This window comes from Blautia sp. OM06-15AC (assembly GCF_003481425.1).
GTDB lineage: Bacteria > Bacillota > Clostridia > Lachnospirales > Lachnospiraceae > Fusicatenibacter > Fusicatenibacter saccharivorans.
The window spans coordinates 18,197-33,795 of sequence record NZ_QULD01000015.1 but is presented as its reverse complement, the minus strand read 5'-3'; the positions used below and the strand labels follow the sequence as shown (position 1 = coordinate 33,795).

Annotated in this window: 19 protein-coding genes; 15 read left to right on the top strand and 4 right to left on the bottom strand. The window is 47.0% G+C overall.

Going from position 1 to position 15,599, the window contains the following annotated elements; genetic code table 11:
• Nucleotides 1-8: 8 nt before the first annotated feature.
• Complete coding sequence (locus DXB83_RS15000) at nucleotides 9-2,036, top strand: glycoside hydrolase family 31 protein (RefSeq protein WP_117804597.1); 2,028 nt, start codon at nucleotides 9-11, stop codon at nucleotides 2,034-2,036.
• An 84-nt stretch (nucleotides 2,037-2,120) separates the two neighbouring features.
• Here DXB83_RS15000 and DXB83_RS14995 read toward each other — a convergent pair whose 3' ends face one another.
• Together DXB83_RS14995 and DXB83_RS14990 are read right to left on the bottom strand one after the other, a co-directional pair.
• Nucleotides 2,121-2,942: a hypothetical protein gene (locus DXB83_RS14995; protein WP_117804596.1), complete on the bottom strand. Its 822-nt coding sequence runs from the start codon at nucleotides 2,940-2,942 to the stop codon at nucleotides 2,121-2,123.
• Complete coding sequence (locus DXB83_RS14990) at nucleotides 2,923-3,558, bottom strand: helix-turn-helix domain-containing protein (RefSeq protein ID WP_117804595.1); 636 nt, start codon at nucleotides 3,556-3,558, stop codon at nucleotides 2,923-2,925. The genes DXB83_RS14995 and DXB83_RS14990 overlap by 20 nt, the downstream gene beginning before the upstream one ends.
• A gap of 149 nt (nucleotides 3,559-3,707) precedes the next feature.
• Here DXB83_RS14990 and DXB83_RS14985 point away from each other — a divergent pair, with 149 nt between their 5' ends.
• Complete coding sequence (locus tag DXB83_RS14985) at nucleotides 3,708-3,983, top strand: hypothetical protein (protein WP_055265064.1); 276 nt, start codon at nucleotides 3,708-3,710, stop codon at nucleotides 3,981-3,983.
• Here DXB83_RS14985 and DXB83_RS14980 read toward each other — a convergent pair.
• Both DXB83_RS14980 and DXB83_RS14975 read right to left on the bottom strand, forming a co-directional pair.
• Nucleotides 3,969-4,169, bottom strand: a complete 201-nt coding sequence (locus DXB83_RS14980) for a Uma2 family endonuclease (protein WP_117804669.1) — start codon at nucleotides 4,167-4,169, stop codon at nucleotides 3,969-3,971. The two genes, DXB83_RS14985 and DXB83_RS14980, sit on opposite strands and share 15 nt — an antisense overlap.
• A 38-nt stretch (nucleotides 4,170-4,207) precedes the next feature.
• Nucleotides 4,208-4,450: a hypothetical protein gene (locus DXB83_RS14975; protein ID WP_055265060.1), complete on the bottom strand. Its 243-nt coding sequence runs from the start codon at nucleotides 4,448-4,450 to the stop codon at nucleotides 4,208-4,210.
• Between the two features lie 136 nt (nucleotides 4,451-4,586).
• Between DXB83_RS14975 and DXB83_RS14970 the strand changes: the two genes are divergently transcribed.
• The 13 genes from DXB83_RS14970 (at nucleotide 4,587) to DXB83_RS14905 (ending at nucleotide 15,545) form a co-directional block, all read left to right on the top strand.
• A complete protein-coding gene (locus tag DXB83_RS14970; RefSeq protein WP_416388409.1) occupies nucleotides 4,587-5,069 on the top strand; it encodes a glycoside hydrolase family 3 N-terminal domain-containing protein in 483 nt (160 codons plus the stop codon).
• A 206-nt stretch (nucleotides 5,070-5,275) separates the two neighbouring features.
• Complete coding sequence (locus tag DXB83_RS14965; RefSeq protein ID WP_022461716.1) at nucleotides 5,276-5,539, top strand: IreB family regulatory phosphoprotein; 264 nt, start codon at nucleotides 5,276-5,278, stop codon at nucleotides 5,537-5,539.
• Between the two features lie 11 nt (nucleotides 5,540-5,550).
• Nucleotides 5,551-5,994 carry a Holliday junction resolvase RuvX gene (ruvX, locus tag DXB83_RS14960; protein WP_022461717.1) on the top strand — a complete coding sequence of 148 codons (444 nt, stop codon included), beginning with the start codon at nucleotides 5,551-5,553 and terminating at the stop codon, nucleotides 5,992-5,994.
• 15 nt (nucleotides 5,995-6,009) lie between these two features.
• On the top strand, nucleotides 6,010-6,270 hold the full coding sequence (locus DXB83_RS14955; protein ID WP_022461718.1) for a DUF1292 domain-containing protein: 261 nt from the start codon (nucleotides 6,010-6,012) through the stop codon (nucleotides 6,268-6,270).
• Nucleotides 6,271-6,448: 178 nt separating this feature from the next.
• A complete protein-coding gene (locus DXB83_RS14950; protein WP_055218756.1) occupies nucleotides 6,449-8,113 on the top strand; it encodes a ribonuclease J in 1,665 nt (554 codons plus the stop codon).
• Between the two features lie 5 nt (nucleotides 8,114-8,118).
• A complete protein-coding gene (locus DXB83_RS14945) occupies nucleotides 8,119-8,454 on the top strand; it encodes a YlbF family regulator (protein ID WP_158568317.1) in 336 nt (111 codons plus the stop codon).
• A 26-nt stretch (nucleotides 8,455-8,480) separates the two neighbouring features.
• Nucleotides 8,481-8,894, top strand: a complete 414-nt coding sequence (locus tag DXB83_RS14940) for a solute-binding protein (RefSeq protein ID WP_117804592.1) — start codon at nucleotides 8,481-8,483, stop codon at nucleotides 8,892-8,894.
• A gap of 30 nt (nucleotides 8,895-8,924) precedes the next feature.
• Nucleotides 8,925-9,590 (top strand): O-methyltransferase, encoded by a 666-nt coding sequence (locus DXB83_RS14935; protein WP_022461075.1) that lies wholly within the window; start codon nucleotides 8,925-8,927, stop codon nucleotides 9,588-9,590.
• Nucleotides 9,587-10,816 (top strand): peptidase U32 family protein, encoded by a 1,230-nt coding sequence (locus tag DXB83_RS14930; RefSeq protein ID WP_118697822.1) that lies wholly within the window; start codon nucleotides 9,587-9,589, stop codon nucleotides 10,814-10,816. The genes DXB83_RS14935 and DXB83_RS14930 overlap by 4 nt, the downstream gene beginning before the upstream one ends.
• A gap of 939 nt (nucleotides 10,817-11,755) precedes the next feature.
• Nucleotides 11,756-13,024, top strand: coding sequence for a glycosyltransferase family 4 protein (locus DXB83_RS14925; protein ID WP_118697821.1), 1,269 nt, complete (start codon nucleotides 11,756-11,758; stop codon nucleotides 13,022-13,024).
• Between the two features lie 15 nt (nucleotides 13,025-13,039).
• Nucleotides 13,040-13,627 carry an acyltransferase gene (locus tag DXB83_RS14920; RefSeq protein WP_118697820.1) on the top strand — a complete coding sequence of 196 codons (588 nt, stop codon included), beginning with the start codon at nucleotides 13,040-13,042 and terminating at the stop codon, nucleotides 13,625-13,627.
• Nucleotides 13,624-14,346: an acyltransferase family protein gene (locus DXB83_RS14915; RefSeq protein WP_118697819.1), complete on the top strand. Its 723-nt coding sequence runs from the start codon at nucleotides 13,624-13,626 to the stop codon at nucleotides 14,344-14,346. Before DXB83_RS14920 ends, DXB83_RS14915 begins: the two co-directional genes overlap by 4 nt.
• A 266-nt stretch (nucleotides 14,347-14,612) precedes the next feature.
• A complete protein-coding gene (locus DXB83_RS14905; protein WP_118697817.1) occupies nucleotides 14,613-15,545 on the top strand; it encodes a glycosyltransferase family 2 protein in 933 nt (310 codons plus the stop codon).
• Nucleotides 15,546-15,599: the final 54 nt, after the last annotated feature.

Here is a 15,599-nt window from a genome sequence, read left to right as displayed (position 1 = left end):
AAAAAACAATGCGTTTTCAGACAGAAAATGGTGTACTAATTGCACAGGCAAACGGAGAAACACTGCGGATTGAGCCGTGGGGAAAAGATTCCTTACGTGTCCGCGCAACGATGCTTCCGGGATTTTCCGGAAAGGACTGGGCACTGACCGAAGTGCCGGAAAAAACAGAGGCAAAAGCAGAGCAGTTTGAGGTCGATCATCTGGAAATCGACGGATCGATGGGAAAAAGAACCAGCGCATCGATCACCAATGGAAAACTCCGTGCTGTGGTCAACTTTGCAGGCGTTATCACCTTCTACAAAGAAGATCAGGAAATTTTAAGAGAATATCACCGGTGCTACGACGGAACGATCAGCAAAGAGAGCCGCTGCTTAAAAACGGTCAACCGTGAGTGGAAAGGTGTGATCGGCGGAAGCGAATACAGCCTGAACCTGAAATTTGAGAGCAACGACGAAGAGAAGATTTTCGGAATGGGCCAGTATCAGCAGAAATACATGGATCTGAAGGGATGCACCCTGGAGCTGGCGCAGCGGAACTCCCAGATCAGCGTACCATTCGCCGTATCCAGCTTAGGATATGGTATGCTGTGGAACAATCCGGCTGTCGGACAGGTAACCTTCGGAAAGAACTACACCGAATGGACTGCACGCTCGACCAAAGATATGGACTACTGGCTGACCGCAGCCGATACACCGAAAGAGATCCTGGAAAATTACACCGCAGTGACCGGCCGCGCGCCGAAATTCCCGGAGGACCGTATGGGCCTGTGGCAGTGCAAGCTGCGCTACCGTACGCAGGAGGAAGTGCTTGAAGTGGCACGCCGCTACCAGAAGGAAGGCATCAAAATCGATCAGGTTGTCATCGATTTCTTCCACTGGACCGTACAGGGCGACTGGAAATTCGATGAAAAATACTGGCCGGATCCAAAAGCCATGGTGGACGAACTGCATTCCATGGGAATCAAAGTTATCGTTTCCGTATGGCCAAGCGTAGACCGGAAGAGCGAGAATTTCTGGCCGATGCTGGACCGCGGCCTGCTGATTAAAACAGAGCGCGGCGCCCTGCAGACGTATGATTTCCAGGGGGACTGCGTGGAAATCGATGTGTTCAACCCGGAAACCAGAAAATACGTCTGGGAAGTCTGCAAGAAAAACTATTATGATTTTGGAATCGATGCCTTCTGGCTGGACAACTCAGAACCGGATTTCGGCGTTTACGATTTCGATCATTACCGCTATATCGACGGACCTGCTCTTTCCTGCAGCAATATCTATCCGCAGCTGTACAGCCGTGTCTTCTATGACGGCATGAAAGCAGAAGGAGAAGAAAATATTGTAAACCTGCTTCGCTGCGCCTGGGCCGGAAGCCAGAAATACGGAAATGTTGTATGGTCCGGCGATGTGCCGAGTACCTTTGAAGCCTTCTATGATCAGCTCCAGGCCGGCCTTAATATGGGTCTTGCCGGCATTCCGTGGTGGACAACCGATATCGGCGGCTTTATGACAGATGATGTCAACGACCCGGATTTCCAGCAGCTTCTGATCCGCTGGTATGAGTTTGCCGTTTACTCTGCTGTTTTTCGTATGCACGGCGACCGCGGACCGCACAACATTCCACCGCTCGATGACCGTGATTTTGGCGGCGGCTACCTGTATACCGGCCAGTCCAATGAACTGTGGAGCTATGGAGAAGAAAATTACCGGATCATGAAAAAATATTACGACATCCGCATCAGCATGCACGATTACATCAAACAGCTGTATGACGAAGCATCCGAAAACGGTTCTCCGCTGATCCGTACCATGTTCTACGAGTTCCCGGATGACAAAAAATGCTGGGAGCTGCAGGATCAGTATATGTTCGGAAGCGAATACCTGGTAGCGCCGATTTTCCATCTGAACGAGTTCGAGCGTGAAGTATATCTTCCGGCAGGACGCTGGGAAGACACCAGAGACGGAAAAGTGTACGGAGGAGGACAGACCGTTCTTGCCGCCGCACCAATCGATTCGATTCCGGTATTCAAGAAAATAGCATAAGATCGTGTAAAAAGGTCAAAAAAGAAAACAGTACAGAAGACACACACAGCGTGGGGACTTTTCTGTACTGTTTTTACTTTGTCTCTAACTGCGCATCAGATATCCATATTTGCGCATCTGTCGGCGTATGATTTGCTCAACACGCTGGCGGATTTCCAGAGGGTAGTAATCGGCCAGAGAAGCCAGTTCCGTGCGGACATCTTTTGGCGTAAAGGAAAAGTGAAGCTGGATACCGTATAATTCCTCCGCAGCATCCAGCTGTGTATCAAAATCAGAGCTGAAAGGTTTGGCTTCGATGCGTTCCATACAAACATCCATCGGCAGATCCAGAGGGTAGTCATTGCTGGTGTCTGCAAACAGGCATAAACCCTGATCGAACAGGGGACTTAGAGAATATTGCGCTGTTTCTGTATCATATAGAACAGCGATGTTGTTGGTGTGCCGGTCTTCATTCAGAAAGAAGGCATCAATTTCCAGCATAGCGGTCAAATATGCGCCGAAGTTCTGAATTCCCGTCATGTTTTCTAACTGGTCTGCCAGAAAACGAATGCGTTCCGCAGGTTCTGAAAAAGCAGCAAGTGAGATTGCCAGACTGTCTCCGGTATTCTGACGGTACAGTTTTTCCAATGGGATCAGCATCTGATTTGCTTTTAGAAAATCAGGACTGGAACAGCCACTGCGGAGAGTGCCGCGGTATGCAATCCGAACAGGCTGATACAGGACAAACGGATGGGAAAGAGTGCTTTTTTGCAGTAAATGAGACACCAGTGTCTCCGAGAGTCCCTCATATCCCATATAGTCGGATTTGTACCAGATATTACCGATTTTCCACTTGAGCTGGTCCCCTTTTGAGGTGTGATCTGTTTTTTTGACAGGCAGCTGATTATCAAGACGGATCTGTTCCATGGCGTGCCTCCTTATTCTTCAGAATCAGGATCCATTGCTCGTCACCGGCCATTCGCCCATCTGTTTTTTCAATGATAAGCAGCGGATCATAAAAGGGAAGTCCCATTTCTTTTAAAATATCTTTGGCATGATCGCGTGTTTTGGGAAAACAGCGGCTTTCCAGAAACCAGGTAAAATCATCCCAGGTCGGATGCTCCACAACGCCAAAGGCACGAAGCGGAATTTTTTTTGTGTAATTCTGGATTGCAATTTTCTCATGACGGAAGTCGATATCAATCGTTGTGCAAAGCTGATCGCGGTAAAGAAAACACATCCGCGTTTTGACATCGGGATCCGTGCTGAAACAGTGAGCACGGGCAATTTGATTGTATACTGTCTGCCTGCTGACCTGAAAGGTGCGCGCGATCTCGGCAATACTTTTTCCCTGCTGCTGCATGGCAGCCATCTGAATGATTTGCGGCAGCGAAAAAGCTGGTTTTCTTCCAGCCGCATGGCGCAGTGCTTCTTTTTTCGCTAACTGCTGGTATTGTTTCGCGTCTTTGGAAAGCCTGCGCAGCTCCTTTGGGTCCGTTGTTCCAAAGATCTCGTAAATCTGTTGCTCAAATGTGTTTTTCATGCAATCACCTCGTTTCTGCCATTACTGTATCACAGAGATCTGAAAGCGTCAAGAAATCATTTATTGACAAAAAACGAACTGATTGAGAAAAGTTACGGCTCGCAGATGTCTGAGAACAGCAATCATGGCGATGAAAGAACTTCCCTGCAGTGCAGGCAAAAGCTTGGCAGAAAAAAGCAAAGGCAGACCCCATTCTGCGTGAAAAACTGCTTCAGACAAGGGAAAATCCGAATCCAATCCACGCATTCTGCGAAATCTGCCATGCCTATGGCGTTTCCATCTATGAAATGGATCTTGCCATGGCAGGTGAAGAATTTTACGCAGAAATCAAACGCAGCACCAATGGCGGCGGAGAAAATTCCCCGGCGCTTGAAGGGGAAGATGACTTCTATGAGCTGTTTCTGGCAGCGTTAGAAAATATATGATTTTTTGCGAAGAATGTAAGTATTGATGAGTGTAGAAAGCTGCATGGATAGTGCCTGATGAACCTGCGAAGGGCTTGCCATGTCGTAGACGACACCGTCAAAAACTTCGAAGCGTTTCTCTTCTGGAAGCATTTCATACTGTTCCAGCGTGACTTTTTCGAGCTGTGGTTGAAGAACTGGCGTCATAAAATACACATCTTTTCCCAAAAATGAAATGAAATCGCTTAAAATTCTTTCTTTAAATGTTCTGCGAGAATCGTATCGTAATCGCCTTCGATTTCCTCATCGCGCCCTGCATACCGCAGATTGGTCTCCACGCCGACCGGCTCCACATCGTCTGCAAATTCCCAGATATGATACCGCAGACCGCGGTGCTCAAAGTCGATGCTTCCGCAGTTGTCCTCTTCCGTATAGGAAAACGTGATTTTTTTCTCGTTTAAGACAGATTGAATTTGTGTCATATGCATAAAGCGTGATACCTCCGATTTTGTAGTTATCTGGAATAAAAAACAGCTACATTTGTTTACATTAGTATAGAACAGGGCGGGAGAAAATTCAATCGAAATTCTGGTCAGAATCATCGCAGCAGCTCTCACACGCGGTGTGCAGAGACAGCACGGGGTCGGAACGACCATCAAACATTACGCCTGCAACAATCAGGAAGAAAACCGCCGCGGCGTATCGAGCATCGTCTCCGAGCGCGCTCTGCGTGAGATCTATCTGAAGGGCTTCGAAATTGCAATCAAAGAATCCCAGCCAAAGGCGATCATGACCTCCTACAACAAGGTAAACGGTGTCCACACCGCCAACAGCTACGATCTGTGCACAACCGCTGCAAGAAAGGAATGGGGCTTTGCCGGCATCATCATGACAGACTGGACCACAACAAACGCCGACGGAGGCTCCTCTGCCGCAAAATGCATTGCTGCCGGAAACGATCTTGTGATGCCGGGAACCGAAACCGACCGCCGCGAAATCCTGGATGCGCTGAGTGCCGAAAATGACCAGTATCTCGAGGAAAAAGACCTGACCGCCTGTGCCCAGAGAATCCTGGAAATGATTTTTACTTCCAATTCATATGAATAATGCGGCGTTTTCAGGGATAAAATAACATCAGAAATAGCTGCCGCCTCTTCGCAAAGCAAAATTTTCCATGCGGGCTTTGAATATTACAGTTCGCTGAGATGCAGTGAACTGTAACATTCAAATAGTTGGGCAATTTCACGATTGAAATTTCCCATAACATGTATTAGAATATAAATGATATCAATAAATACGAGGACGTGAAAAGAATGTCAGGATTAAGTAACACACAATATTTTAAAGTAAAAACAGAGCCGGAGATTCAGGTAAAAGAGGTACTCGAAACCGTTTACAACGCCATGGTAGAAAAAGGGTATAATCCAGTCAACCAGATCGTAGGCTATATCATGTCAGGCGACCCGACGTACATCACAAGCTTTAAGGGAGCCAGAAGCCTGATCATGAAAGTAGAGCGTGATGAACTGGTAGAGGAACTGTTAAAAGAGTACATCAAAAATGAATCCTGGAAGTGAGCGTAATTACTATGAGAATAATGGGATTAGATTACGGCTCAAAAACAGTAGGGGTGGCAGTCAGCGACGCCCTGGGTCTTACTGCGCAGGGAATCGAAATTGTCCGCAGAAAATCGGAGAATAAGCTGCGTCAGACGCTGGCCCGGATTGAAGAGATAGCAAAAGAGTACGGCGTGGAAAAAATCGTACTCGGCTTCCCGAAACATATGAACAACGACATCGGAGAGCGGGCCGAAAAATCTCTCGAGTTCAAAGAAATGCTGGAGAGACGGACAGGCCTGCCCGTTGTCATGTGGGACGAGCGGCTGACAACGGTCGAAGCAGACCGCACCATGATGGAAACCGGAATCCGCAGGGAAAACCGCAAGGAGTACGTAGATATGATTGCAGCTGTTTTTATCCTGCAGGGATATCTGGACTATCTTTCCCATCAGAAGGAATCACAGGAAAACTGAACAAAGGAATATTGTATGGAAAAAATAACATTTGTAACAGATGATGGCGGCAAAGAAGAATTTTACGTGGAAGAGCAGACCAGAATCAATGGAGTCAACTATATTCTGGTATCCGATTCAAAGGACGACGAGGCAAATGCCTATATTCTGAAGGATATCTCCACCGACACCGACGCAGAGGCAGAGTATGTTATGGTAGAAGACGACACCGAATTCGATGCCGTTTCCGGCGTATTTGCTTCCATGTTGGATGACGAGGCAGACATCACCTATTGAACCAGCCGTTTTGAAGCCATACCGGGACGCAGACAAAGCGGGACCGGGACAGCGCTTTAAAGGGCAAATCCTGCAGGTGCGGGACATGCTCCATCAGCCTGAAGTGACGCTCAGGGGATGCGCGCGTGAAGCCGTACCGGTAACGGAATCGTTTGGAAAACATGCGCGGAGGTGCTATTTGAAAAAGAATAATGGAAGTAAATTAAAAATTATACCGCTTGGCGGTCTGGAACAGATCGGTATGAACATCACCGTTTTCGAGTATGAGGACAGTATCATCGTCGTAGACTGCGGACTTGCATTCCCGGAAGACGACATGCTCGGTATCGACCTGGTCATCCCGGATGTAACATATCTGAAAGAAAACATCGACAAAGTCAAAGGCTTCGTCATCACCCACGGCCACGAGGACCACATCGGTGCGCTGCCGTACATCTTAAAAGAAGTGAACGTGCCGGTCTACGCCACCAAACTGACGATTGGCCTGATCGAAAACAAATTAAAGGAGCACAACCTGCTCCGCACCACAAAACGGAAAATCATCAAACACGGACAGTCCATCAACCTGGGCGCATTCCGTATTGAGTTTATTAAAACAAACCACAGTATTGCAGATGCAGCAGCACTGGCAATCTACTCCCCGGCTGGCATCATCGTCCACACCGGAGACTTCAAAGTCGACTACACACCAGTCTTTGGTGATGTCATCGACCTGCAGAGATTCGCAGAGATCGGAAAGAAAGGCGTTCTGGCACTGATGTGCGACAGTACCAATGCAGAGCGGCCTGGCTTTACCATGTCCGAGCGGACCGTAGGAAAGACGATCGACGGCCTGTTTGCCGAGCATCAGAATTCCCGAATCATCATCGCAACCTTCGCATCGAACGTCGACCGTGTGCAGCAGATCATCAACTCTGCTTATAAATACGGCCGTAAAGTTGTCATCGAAGGCCGCAGTATGGTCAACATCATCTCCATCGCGCAGGAGCTGGGCTACATCAATATCCCGGAAAATACCCTGATCGATGTGGAGCAGATGAAAAACTACACCGGCGAGCAGCTTGTCCTGATCACCACCGGAAGCCAGGGCGAGTCCATGGCAGCACTGTCCCGTATGGCGGCACACCTGCACAAAAAGATCTCGATCCTGCCGGGCGACACCGTGATCTTCAGTTCCCACCCAATCCCGGGAAATGAAAAAGCCGTTTCAAACGTCATCAACGAACTGTCTGCACAGGGTGCCAACGTCGTATTCCAGGACGTTCACGTATCCGGACATGCCTGCCAGGAGGAAATCAAACTGATCTACTCCCTGGTAAAACCGAAATACGCCATTCCGGTACACGGCGAATACCGCCACTTAAAAGCACACGCAGAAGTAGCACAGAGCCTCGGCATCCCGAAAGAGAACATCTTTCTCATGTATTCCGGTGATGTCATGGAACTCGATGAGGACGGCGCAGCAGTAACTGGCAAAGTCCACACCGGAGCCATCATGGTCGACGGACTCGGCGTTGGTGATGTAGGAAATATCGTCCTGCGTGACCGCCAGCATCTGTCCGAGGACGGAATCATGGTCGTTGTACTGACTCTCGAAAAGAGAACGAACCAGCTTCTGGCCGGCCCGGACATCGTATCCCGCGGTTTCGTCTATGTACGCGAATCCGAGGATTTGATGGGCGAGGCAAGAGAAGTTGTAGAAGAGGCGCTGGATGGCTGCCTTTCCAAAAATATCTCCGACTGGGGCAAGATCAAATCCACGATCAAAGATGCCCTCGGCGATTATGTATGGAAGAAAACAAAGAGAAGACCGATGATCCTTCCGATCATCATGGAGGCATAAATACCATGGACAAAGTAACAGAATGTCTGGATGCGCTCATCGAAGAAATGAGGGAGAGCAGGGCATATCAGAATTACTTGTGGATGGAAGAGGAACTTGAAAAAGACCCGGACTTAAAAAGCCGGGTCGACGACTATCGAATCCGCAACTACCGACTGCAGCAGTCCGAAAACGTAGACCTTTACGATGCGGTAGATTCCCTGGAGCGGGATTCCTACGCACTCCGCAAAAGCGAGAAAGCAAACGCCTATCTTGAAGCGGAACTCGAGGTCTGTAAGATGGTACAGAAGGTGCAGGACTGCATTTCAGAGGCAATCCGCATCGGAGTACCGGAAATCTAAAACCGAAAATCAAAAGGAGAGCGCCCATGTCCGAAAAGAAAAGGGATGCCGGATACCGCGCAGCGCTGACAGGTGCGAAAGGAACCGTGCGCCTGCTCATTTACGTCTGCGTGATTCTTGTGATCATTCTGGCAGCGAAAACTTCATATCAGTTTGGACATGACGTGTTTGCCGAGGAGCCAGTCGCATCCAGAGGAAAAGGAAAGGAAGTCACCGTACAGGTGCGTTCCGGCATGGAGGCGAAAGAACTTGGCGAACTCCTGAAAGACAACGGACTGATCGACGAAAGCCTTCTGGTTTTCGAAGTCCAGTACCGCCTGTCCGGCTACTACGGCGGCATCAAGGACGGTTCCTACGTGCTGAACACCGCACAGACCGTCAATGAAATGCTGGAAATTCTGGCGGGCGTCAACACCGAAGGACAGCCGTCCGCGGAATAACGCACGTTTGCAAAACAAGAGGAATCTTACATGATAATAGACGAACGAATGGTAACCTACATCAATTCCCTGGACACCGGCCACACCCCGTTTCTGGAAAATCTGGAGCGGACGGCCAAACAGACAAAAGTGCCGATCATTCGCCGTGAAATGCAGAGCTTTTTAAAAGTATTCTTAAAGATGAAACAGCCAAAGAGAATCCTGGAGGTAGGAACTGCCGTAGGATTCTCTGCTGTTTTCATGGCACAGTACGGCGAACCGGACGCAGAGATTACCACAATAGAAAATTACGAAAAACGCATCCCGATCGCACGGGAGAACTTCGAAAAATCCGGCTTCGCCGACCGCATCACGCTGATCCCGGGAGACGCTGCAGAAGTCTTAAAAACCCTGGATGGTCCGTACGATTTTATCTTTATGGACGCCGCTAAGGGACAGTACATCCACTTCCTGCCGGAAGTCCTGCGTGTCCTTGATAAGAACGGCGTACTGATCACCGACAACGTGCTGCAGGACGGCGACGTCATCGAATCCCGCTTCGCCGTGGAACGCCGGAACCGCACGATCCACAAACGGATGCGGGAATACTTATTTGAACTGACACACAATGAAGGGCTGCTGACATCGGTCGTGCCGCTGGGAGATGGAATCGCGATCACGATGAAAAGCCATGAGAAGAGAGAGGAAACAACATGAGAAAACCGGAATTACTGGTTCCAGCCAGCAGTCTGGAAGTATTAAAAGTAGCAGTGATCTTCGGCGCAGATGCCGTATATATCGGCGGAGAAGTCTTCGGACTCCGCGCGAAGGCGAAGAACTTTTCGATGGGAGATATGAAAGAAGGCGTGGAGTTTGCGCATGAGCATGGAGTGAAAGTGTATGTCACCGCGAATATTCTGGCACATAATCAGGATCTTGAGGGCGTACGCGCTTACTTTGCCGAATTAAAAGAGATCGGACCGGATGCACTCATTATTTCGGATCCGGGAGTGTATCGGATTGCGATGGAAGTGTGCCCGGAGATTGAGCGGCATATCAGTACACAGGCGAATAATACGAACTATGGAACGTATCAGTTCTGGTATGAGCAGGGGGCGAAGCGCGTCGTGACGGCGAGGGAGCTGTCGCTGGCGGAGATCAAAGAGATTCGGGAGCATATTCCGGAGGAGATGGAGATTGAGACATTTATTCATGGGGCGATGTGTATTTCGTACTCGGGAAGATGTCTGCTGTCCAATTATTTCACGGGAAGAGATGCGAACCAGGGGGCTTGTACACATCCGTGCCGGTGGAAGTATGCGGTCGTGGAAGAGTCCAGACCGGGGGAGTATCTGCCGGTGTATGAGAATGAGAGAGGGACGTATATCTTTAACTCGAAAGATCTTTGTATGATTGAGCATATCCCGGATTTGCTGGATGCGGGGATTGACAGTTATAAGATTGAAGGAAGAATGAAGACGGCGCTGTATGTGGCGACGGTGGCAAGGACGTATCGGAAGGCGATTGATGATTATCTGGAGAGCCCTAAGAAGTATGAGGAGAATATGGAGTGGTATCGGGATCAGATCTCGAACTGTACGTACAGGCAGTTTACTACGGGATTTTTCTATGGGAAGCCGGATCATGAGAGCCAGATTTATGACAGTAATACGTATGTGAAGGAGTATACGTATCTGGGGATTGTTGGGGAGAAGAATGAAAAAAGCAGATATGCGATTGAGCAGAGAAATAAGTTTTCGGTTGGGGAAGAGATTGAAGTGATGAAACCGGATGGGGAGAATGTCTGCGTTACGGTGAAGGGGATCTGGGATGATGAAGGGAACCAGATGGAGAGTGCGCCGCATCCGAAGCAGAAATTGTGGATTGATCTTGGCGTGGAATTGGATAGGTTTGATATTTTGAGAAGGAAAGAAATGGAATAGGATAGGAAAATAAAAGGGATTAGGAACGTGTCATTTTCGAAAGGTTGCTAATCCTTTTTTGTGCGAATAGAGATTATGTAAAGCAATAGTAATGATAAAAGAAACAAATAGGAAAAAGTTCGACATTCTGTGAAGAAAGTTGCTTCATAATGTTTACAAACTGGAGCAAATAAGCTAGAATGTACATGATATTATTGGACTAAGGCTAAATGCTGTTTTAATAGGCCATAAGTCACAAAAATATGGTAAGTATCATTACAAACGGAATGTATATAACTGGCAATGTCTACTCAACAAAATCAGCTGAGGTCTGATGGTCTATGGTGGCGTATAAAACGCATGCGAAATACCCCTATTACGAGCCTGTTTTATTGAAGAGCAAGGGACGGACATGATACCTTCATTTTTCCGAAGAATTAGAGGTGGAGGTTAAAAGTGTTGAAAAGCCCAAAATCTATTTTTCTGGAAAAGTTTATTGCAGACAAGAGATGGACATGATAACTGCATTTTTCTGGAAAATTAGAGGTAGTGAGGGGAAGATGATTGTTCATATTGCAACAAGGAAATGGTATGAACTTGTATAGTTTTAACAAAGTGAGTTGGTTTACGAGTTATGACAATAAAGGTCAGCACTTTGAAAAATGGAGAAGCGCGACAACGAGTTATGACAATAAGACACAGCACTTTGTCGGTGAGCTGGTATGAAGGTGTCTACCATAAAGTTTCAGTTGAGGAAAAATGAGAGTGTAGCCCGTGACAGGTCTACATAAAAGATTCAGTGATGGTCGGAAAAGTAGATACCCACTGTGAGAAAAAGATGACTACAGTGCGATAGTTCATCCGGCATAGATGATGAACACACTGTTTGATATAGATAAAGTCCGCCGGTGTACTGCTTTGGCGGTTAGAAATAAAAAATTGTGAGAGGAATATAGCGGAATGTCAAATAAGAAAAATCTACTGATTTATGCTCATTACTATATTCCAGATACTGCGTCAACGGGGCAGATCCTCCGTGAGCTGGCGGAGGGAATGCTGGATAAGTTTGATATTACTGTAATTTGTGTGGTTCCGAGTTACTTAGGAACTATTGAAGATAAATATAAGACACAGAAGTATTACGAAGAAGAAATCAACGGTGTGAAGGTGCTGCGAATCCGGGTTCCGGAGTTCAGCAAGACCAACAAGAAAAGCCGTGTGAAGAATATTGTTTCCTACTTTTTTGGGGCAATGGGCGCGACCTTTAAGGTTGGAAAACAGGACTACGTGTTCTCTATTTCCCAGCCACCGATCCTTGGCGGTCTGCTGGGTGTCTGGGGCAAGTGGGTAAAACACGCCAAGTACATCTATAACATTCAGGACTTCAACCCGGAGCAGGTGCTGGCTGTTGGCTATACCAAGAGCAAATTTATCACCGATGCCATGATGTGGTTTGACAAGTTCAGCTGCAAGAGAAGTGATCTGATCATCACAGTTGGCCGGGATCTGGTTGAGACGGTAGAGGGGCGGTTCAAAGGTAAGAAAGTCCCGAAGACTGTCATGATCAACAACTGGATCGATGAGAAGGAGATCTATCCGCTGGAAGCAGGTAACGAGAGAGTAGTCGCTTTCAAGAAGAAGTACGGTTTGGATGGCAAGTTTGTCATCATGTACTCCGGCAACATCGGTCTGTACTATGATCTTGAAAATTTAATTAAAGTGGTTGAGAAGTTCGGTGCCGGCACAAAGACCGCGGATGGCCGAGAGGTTGTTTTTGCATTTGTCGGTGCCGGTTCCGTCCTGAAGACACTGAAAGACTATGTGGCAGAGCATCACATGGAGAATGTGGTCTTCATTCCGTATCAGGATAAGGCAGACTTGATATATTCCTTAAACGCCAGTGATGTCCACTGGTGCGTGAATGCAAAAGGTATTAAAGGCGTGAGTTGCCCGTCAAAATATTACGGGCTGGCATCTGCGGCAAGGCCAGTAATTGGGGTCTTAGAGTCAGGCTCTGAGATCCGTTGCATTATCGAGGACACAAAGGGCGGCCTGTGTTGTGAACCGGGCGAGTATGACAAGGTTGAAGAAAACATTCGCTGGTTCATTGACAATGCCGGAAGCGAAGAGCTGAAGGCCATGGGAGCCAGAAGCCGTGAAAACCTTGAAAAAAATCTAACTAGAAACGTAAGTGTACAGAAGTACGCAGAAGAAATTCTGAAGCTGTAAAGGAGGCGAGAGGGAATGAATAGTAACTGGTTTAAGCTGGTTATGAAGATGACAAAAGTTGAATATGGAAAGAACCTCTTGCTGAAGGGTGTGCCGATCATCTTCAATAAAGGCGGTGCCAAGCTGAAGATTGGTGAGAACGTCACGATTAAGAGCAGCTTCCTCAGTAATCTGGTGGGCCTTTACAGCCGGACAATCATTGTTACCCGCGCTTCGGGAGCAGAGATTGAAATCGGAGATAATGTGGGAATTTCGGGCGCAACAATTTACGCCCGCAAGAAGATCACGATTGGTGAGAATACCTGCATCGGCGGTAACTGCAAAATTCTGGATAACGACTTTCACCCAATCGAGGCAGAGGAGAGAAACAAGCTGCTTCGGGATGAAAACGGTGGTGAGAGCGATCTGGTACCGAGCAGAGAAATCAAAATCGGCAAGAACTGCTTCATCGGGTGCAACAGCATAATCCTGAAAGGCACAGTGCTAGGCGATGGCTGTGTTGTCGGTGCTGGTGCTGTGGTGTGCGGAAAGTTTGAGGATAACTGTGTGATTGCTGGTAACCCGGCGAGGGTTATTAAGAGGTTGGATGGTAAAGTGCAATGAAATACTTTGTACTTCTTACAGGTTTGATTTTGGCGTGTTATCTGCTGGGCTTTATCAAGAAGTCGGAAAAATACCAGTGGATGGACAGAAATTATACAACAGCAATTAAAGGTTTTTCAATTTTGACTGTTGTCTGGGCACACAGCGGAGCAATGCTTTCTGTTGGAGGAATTCAGTTCGTTGCTGGAATTGGCGTGGCATTGTTTCTGATGTGTTCTGGATATGGACTAGAGATTTCATATGAGAAGAACGGTCTAGAAGAATTCTGGAAGAAACGTCTGTTGAGTGTATGTTTGCCGTTCTGGGTAGTAGAACTGGTAGGACTGTTTGCTACAGCGACATTCACCATCAAGACATATTTATTTGATTTCTGCTGTTTGAAGCCTGCAACAGGATATGGTTGGTTCATGGGCTATATCGTCATCTGCTATCTGATTTTCTACGCAGTAAAGAGGCTGATTAAAGATAGAAAAATGCAGATGGTGGCTTTGTTTGGAACTTTTGGTATTTGGTTTGTAGTAGAGTCGGTATTCTTTGCAAATCCAGATATGCCGTTCCTTCGTGCAAGACAGATGCTGTCTTTTCCAGCTGGTGTATTGCTGGCAGTAAATAAAGATAAGATCGAACGGATATTGACAAAATCTAAAAATATCCTGGTTTTAACGGGGGGGTACAGTGTGCCTTCTCTTCATGGCAGTAACACAGCTGAATGTGGTTAAGAACCTGCCGTACCTTGTATCGAATGCGATGGCATTGTTGACCTGTTTGCCGATGGCGATAGGAATTATGGTATTTGGAAAATCATTTAGTGGATTGTTTGAAAATAAAATGTTGGCCACGATTGGAATGATTTCGTATGAGATTTATCTAGTTCATGCTTTTACATTAGGAATAGTTAAACCGTCAATAATAAGCGTTTTGGCGTTTGTAGTGGTTACATATATATTCGCTTATATCTTATATATAGGGATGAGGAAAGTGAAAAATGACAGATTTAACGGTAGTTATACTAACAAAAAATGAAGAAAAGAATCTTAGAAAGTGTGTGGAATCCTTTCGTGGAGTTGCTAAGAGGTTTGTTATTGTAGACAGCTTCAGTACGGATGGAACAGAAGCACTGTGTAAAGAGTTGAATACGGAACTTCAGAAGATTGGATCTGGTTTGGATTTTTACCAGAATAAATGGGTTTCCTATGCAAATCAGCTGAATTGGGGGCTCCAAAACACTGGCATTGATACAGAATGGTCTATGCGTATGGATGCCGATGAGGAAATTATGGAAGACTTAGCGGCTGAAATCGATGAGAAACTTCCACAGGTTAAAGCACCTGTAAACGGTGTGATTCTCCGTCGGAGAGTCTATTTTATGGGCAGGTGGATCAAGCATGGTGGTCGATACCCGGAACTGTTGCTGCGCATCTTCCGGACGGGTAAAGCATCCTGTGAAATGAAAATCATGGATGAACACATGATCCTGTCAGAGGGGACAACTGTTGAGTTCAAGCATGATCTGATTGACAACAATCAGAAGGATTTGGAATGGTGGACAGCAAAACATAACTGGTACAGTAACCGTGAAGTGCTGGATCACCAGATGACACTTGAAAATGCAATGGATGAGAGCCTGGAGCAGGATGGCACATCGTCTGGACAAGCAAAGATGAAGCGTGTAGTGAAGAATAGCGGATATTATAGACTGCCGAAGTTTTTCCGTGCTCATCTGTATTTCATCTATCGGTATTACATTAAGCTGGGGTTCCTAGATGGACCGGAAGGAAAGATATTCCACTTCTTGCAGGCGTATTGGTATCGTTTCTTGGTAGATGCCAAGATTTACGAATGCGAGAAAAAGGGAATAAAGATGGAACAACAGGGAGCATTGGAAGCAATTCCCAGTAATCGGGGGGGGCAGCACTAAAAATTAAGTTTTTCCCTAATTTGACTTTCGTTAGCACTGGAAGGGCGGTGCTGG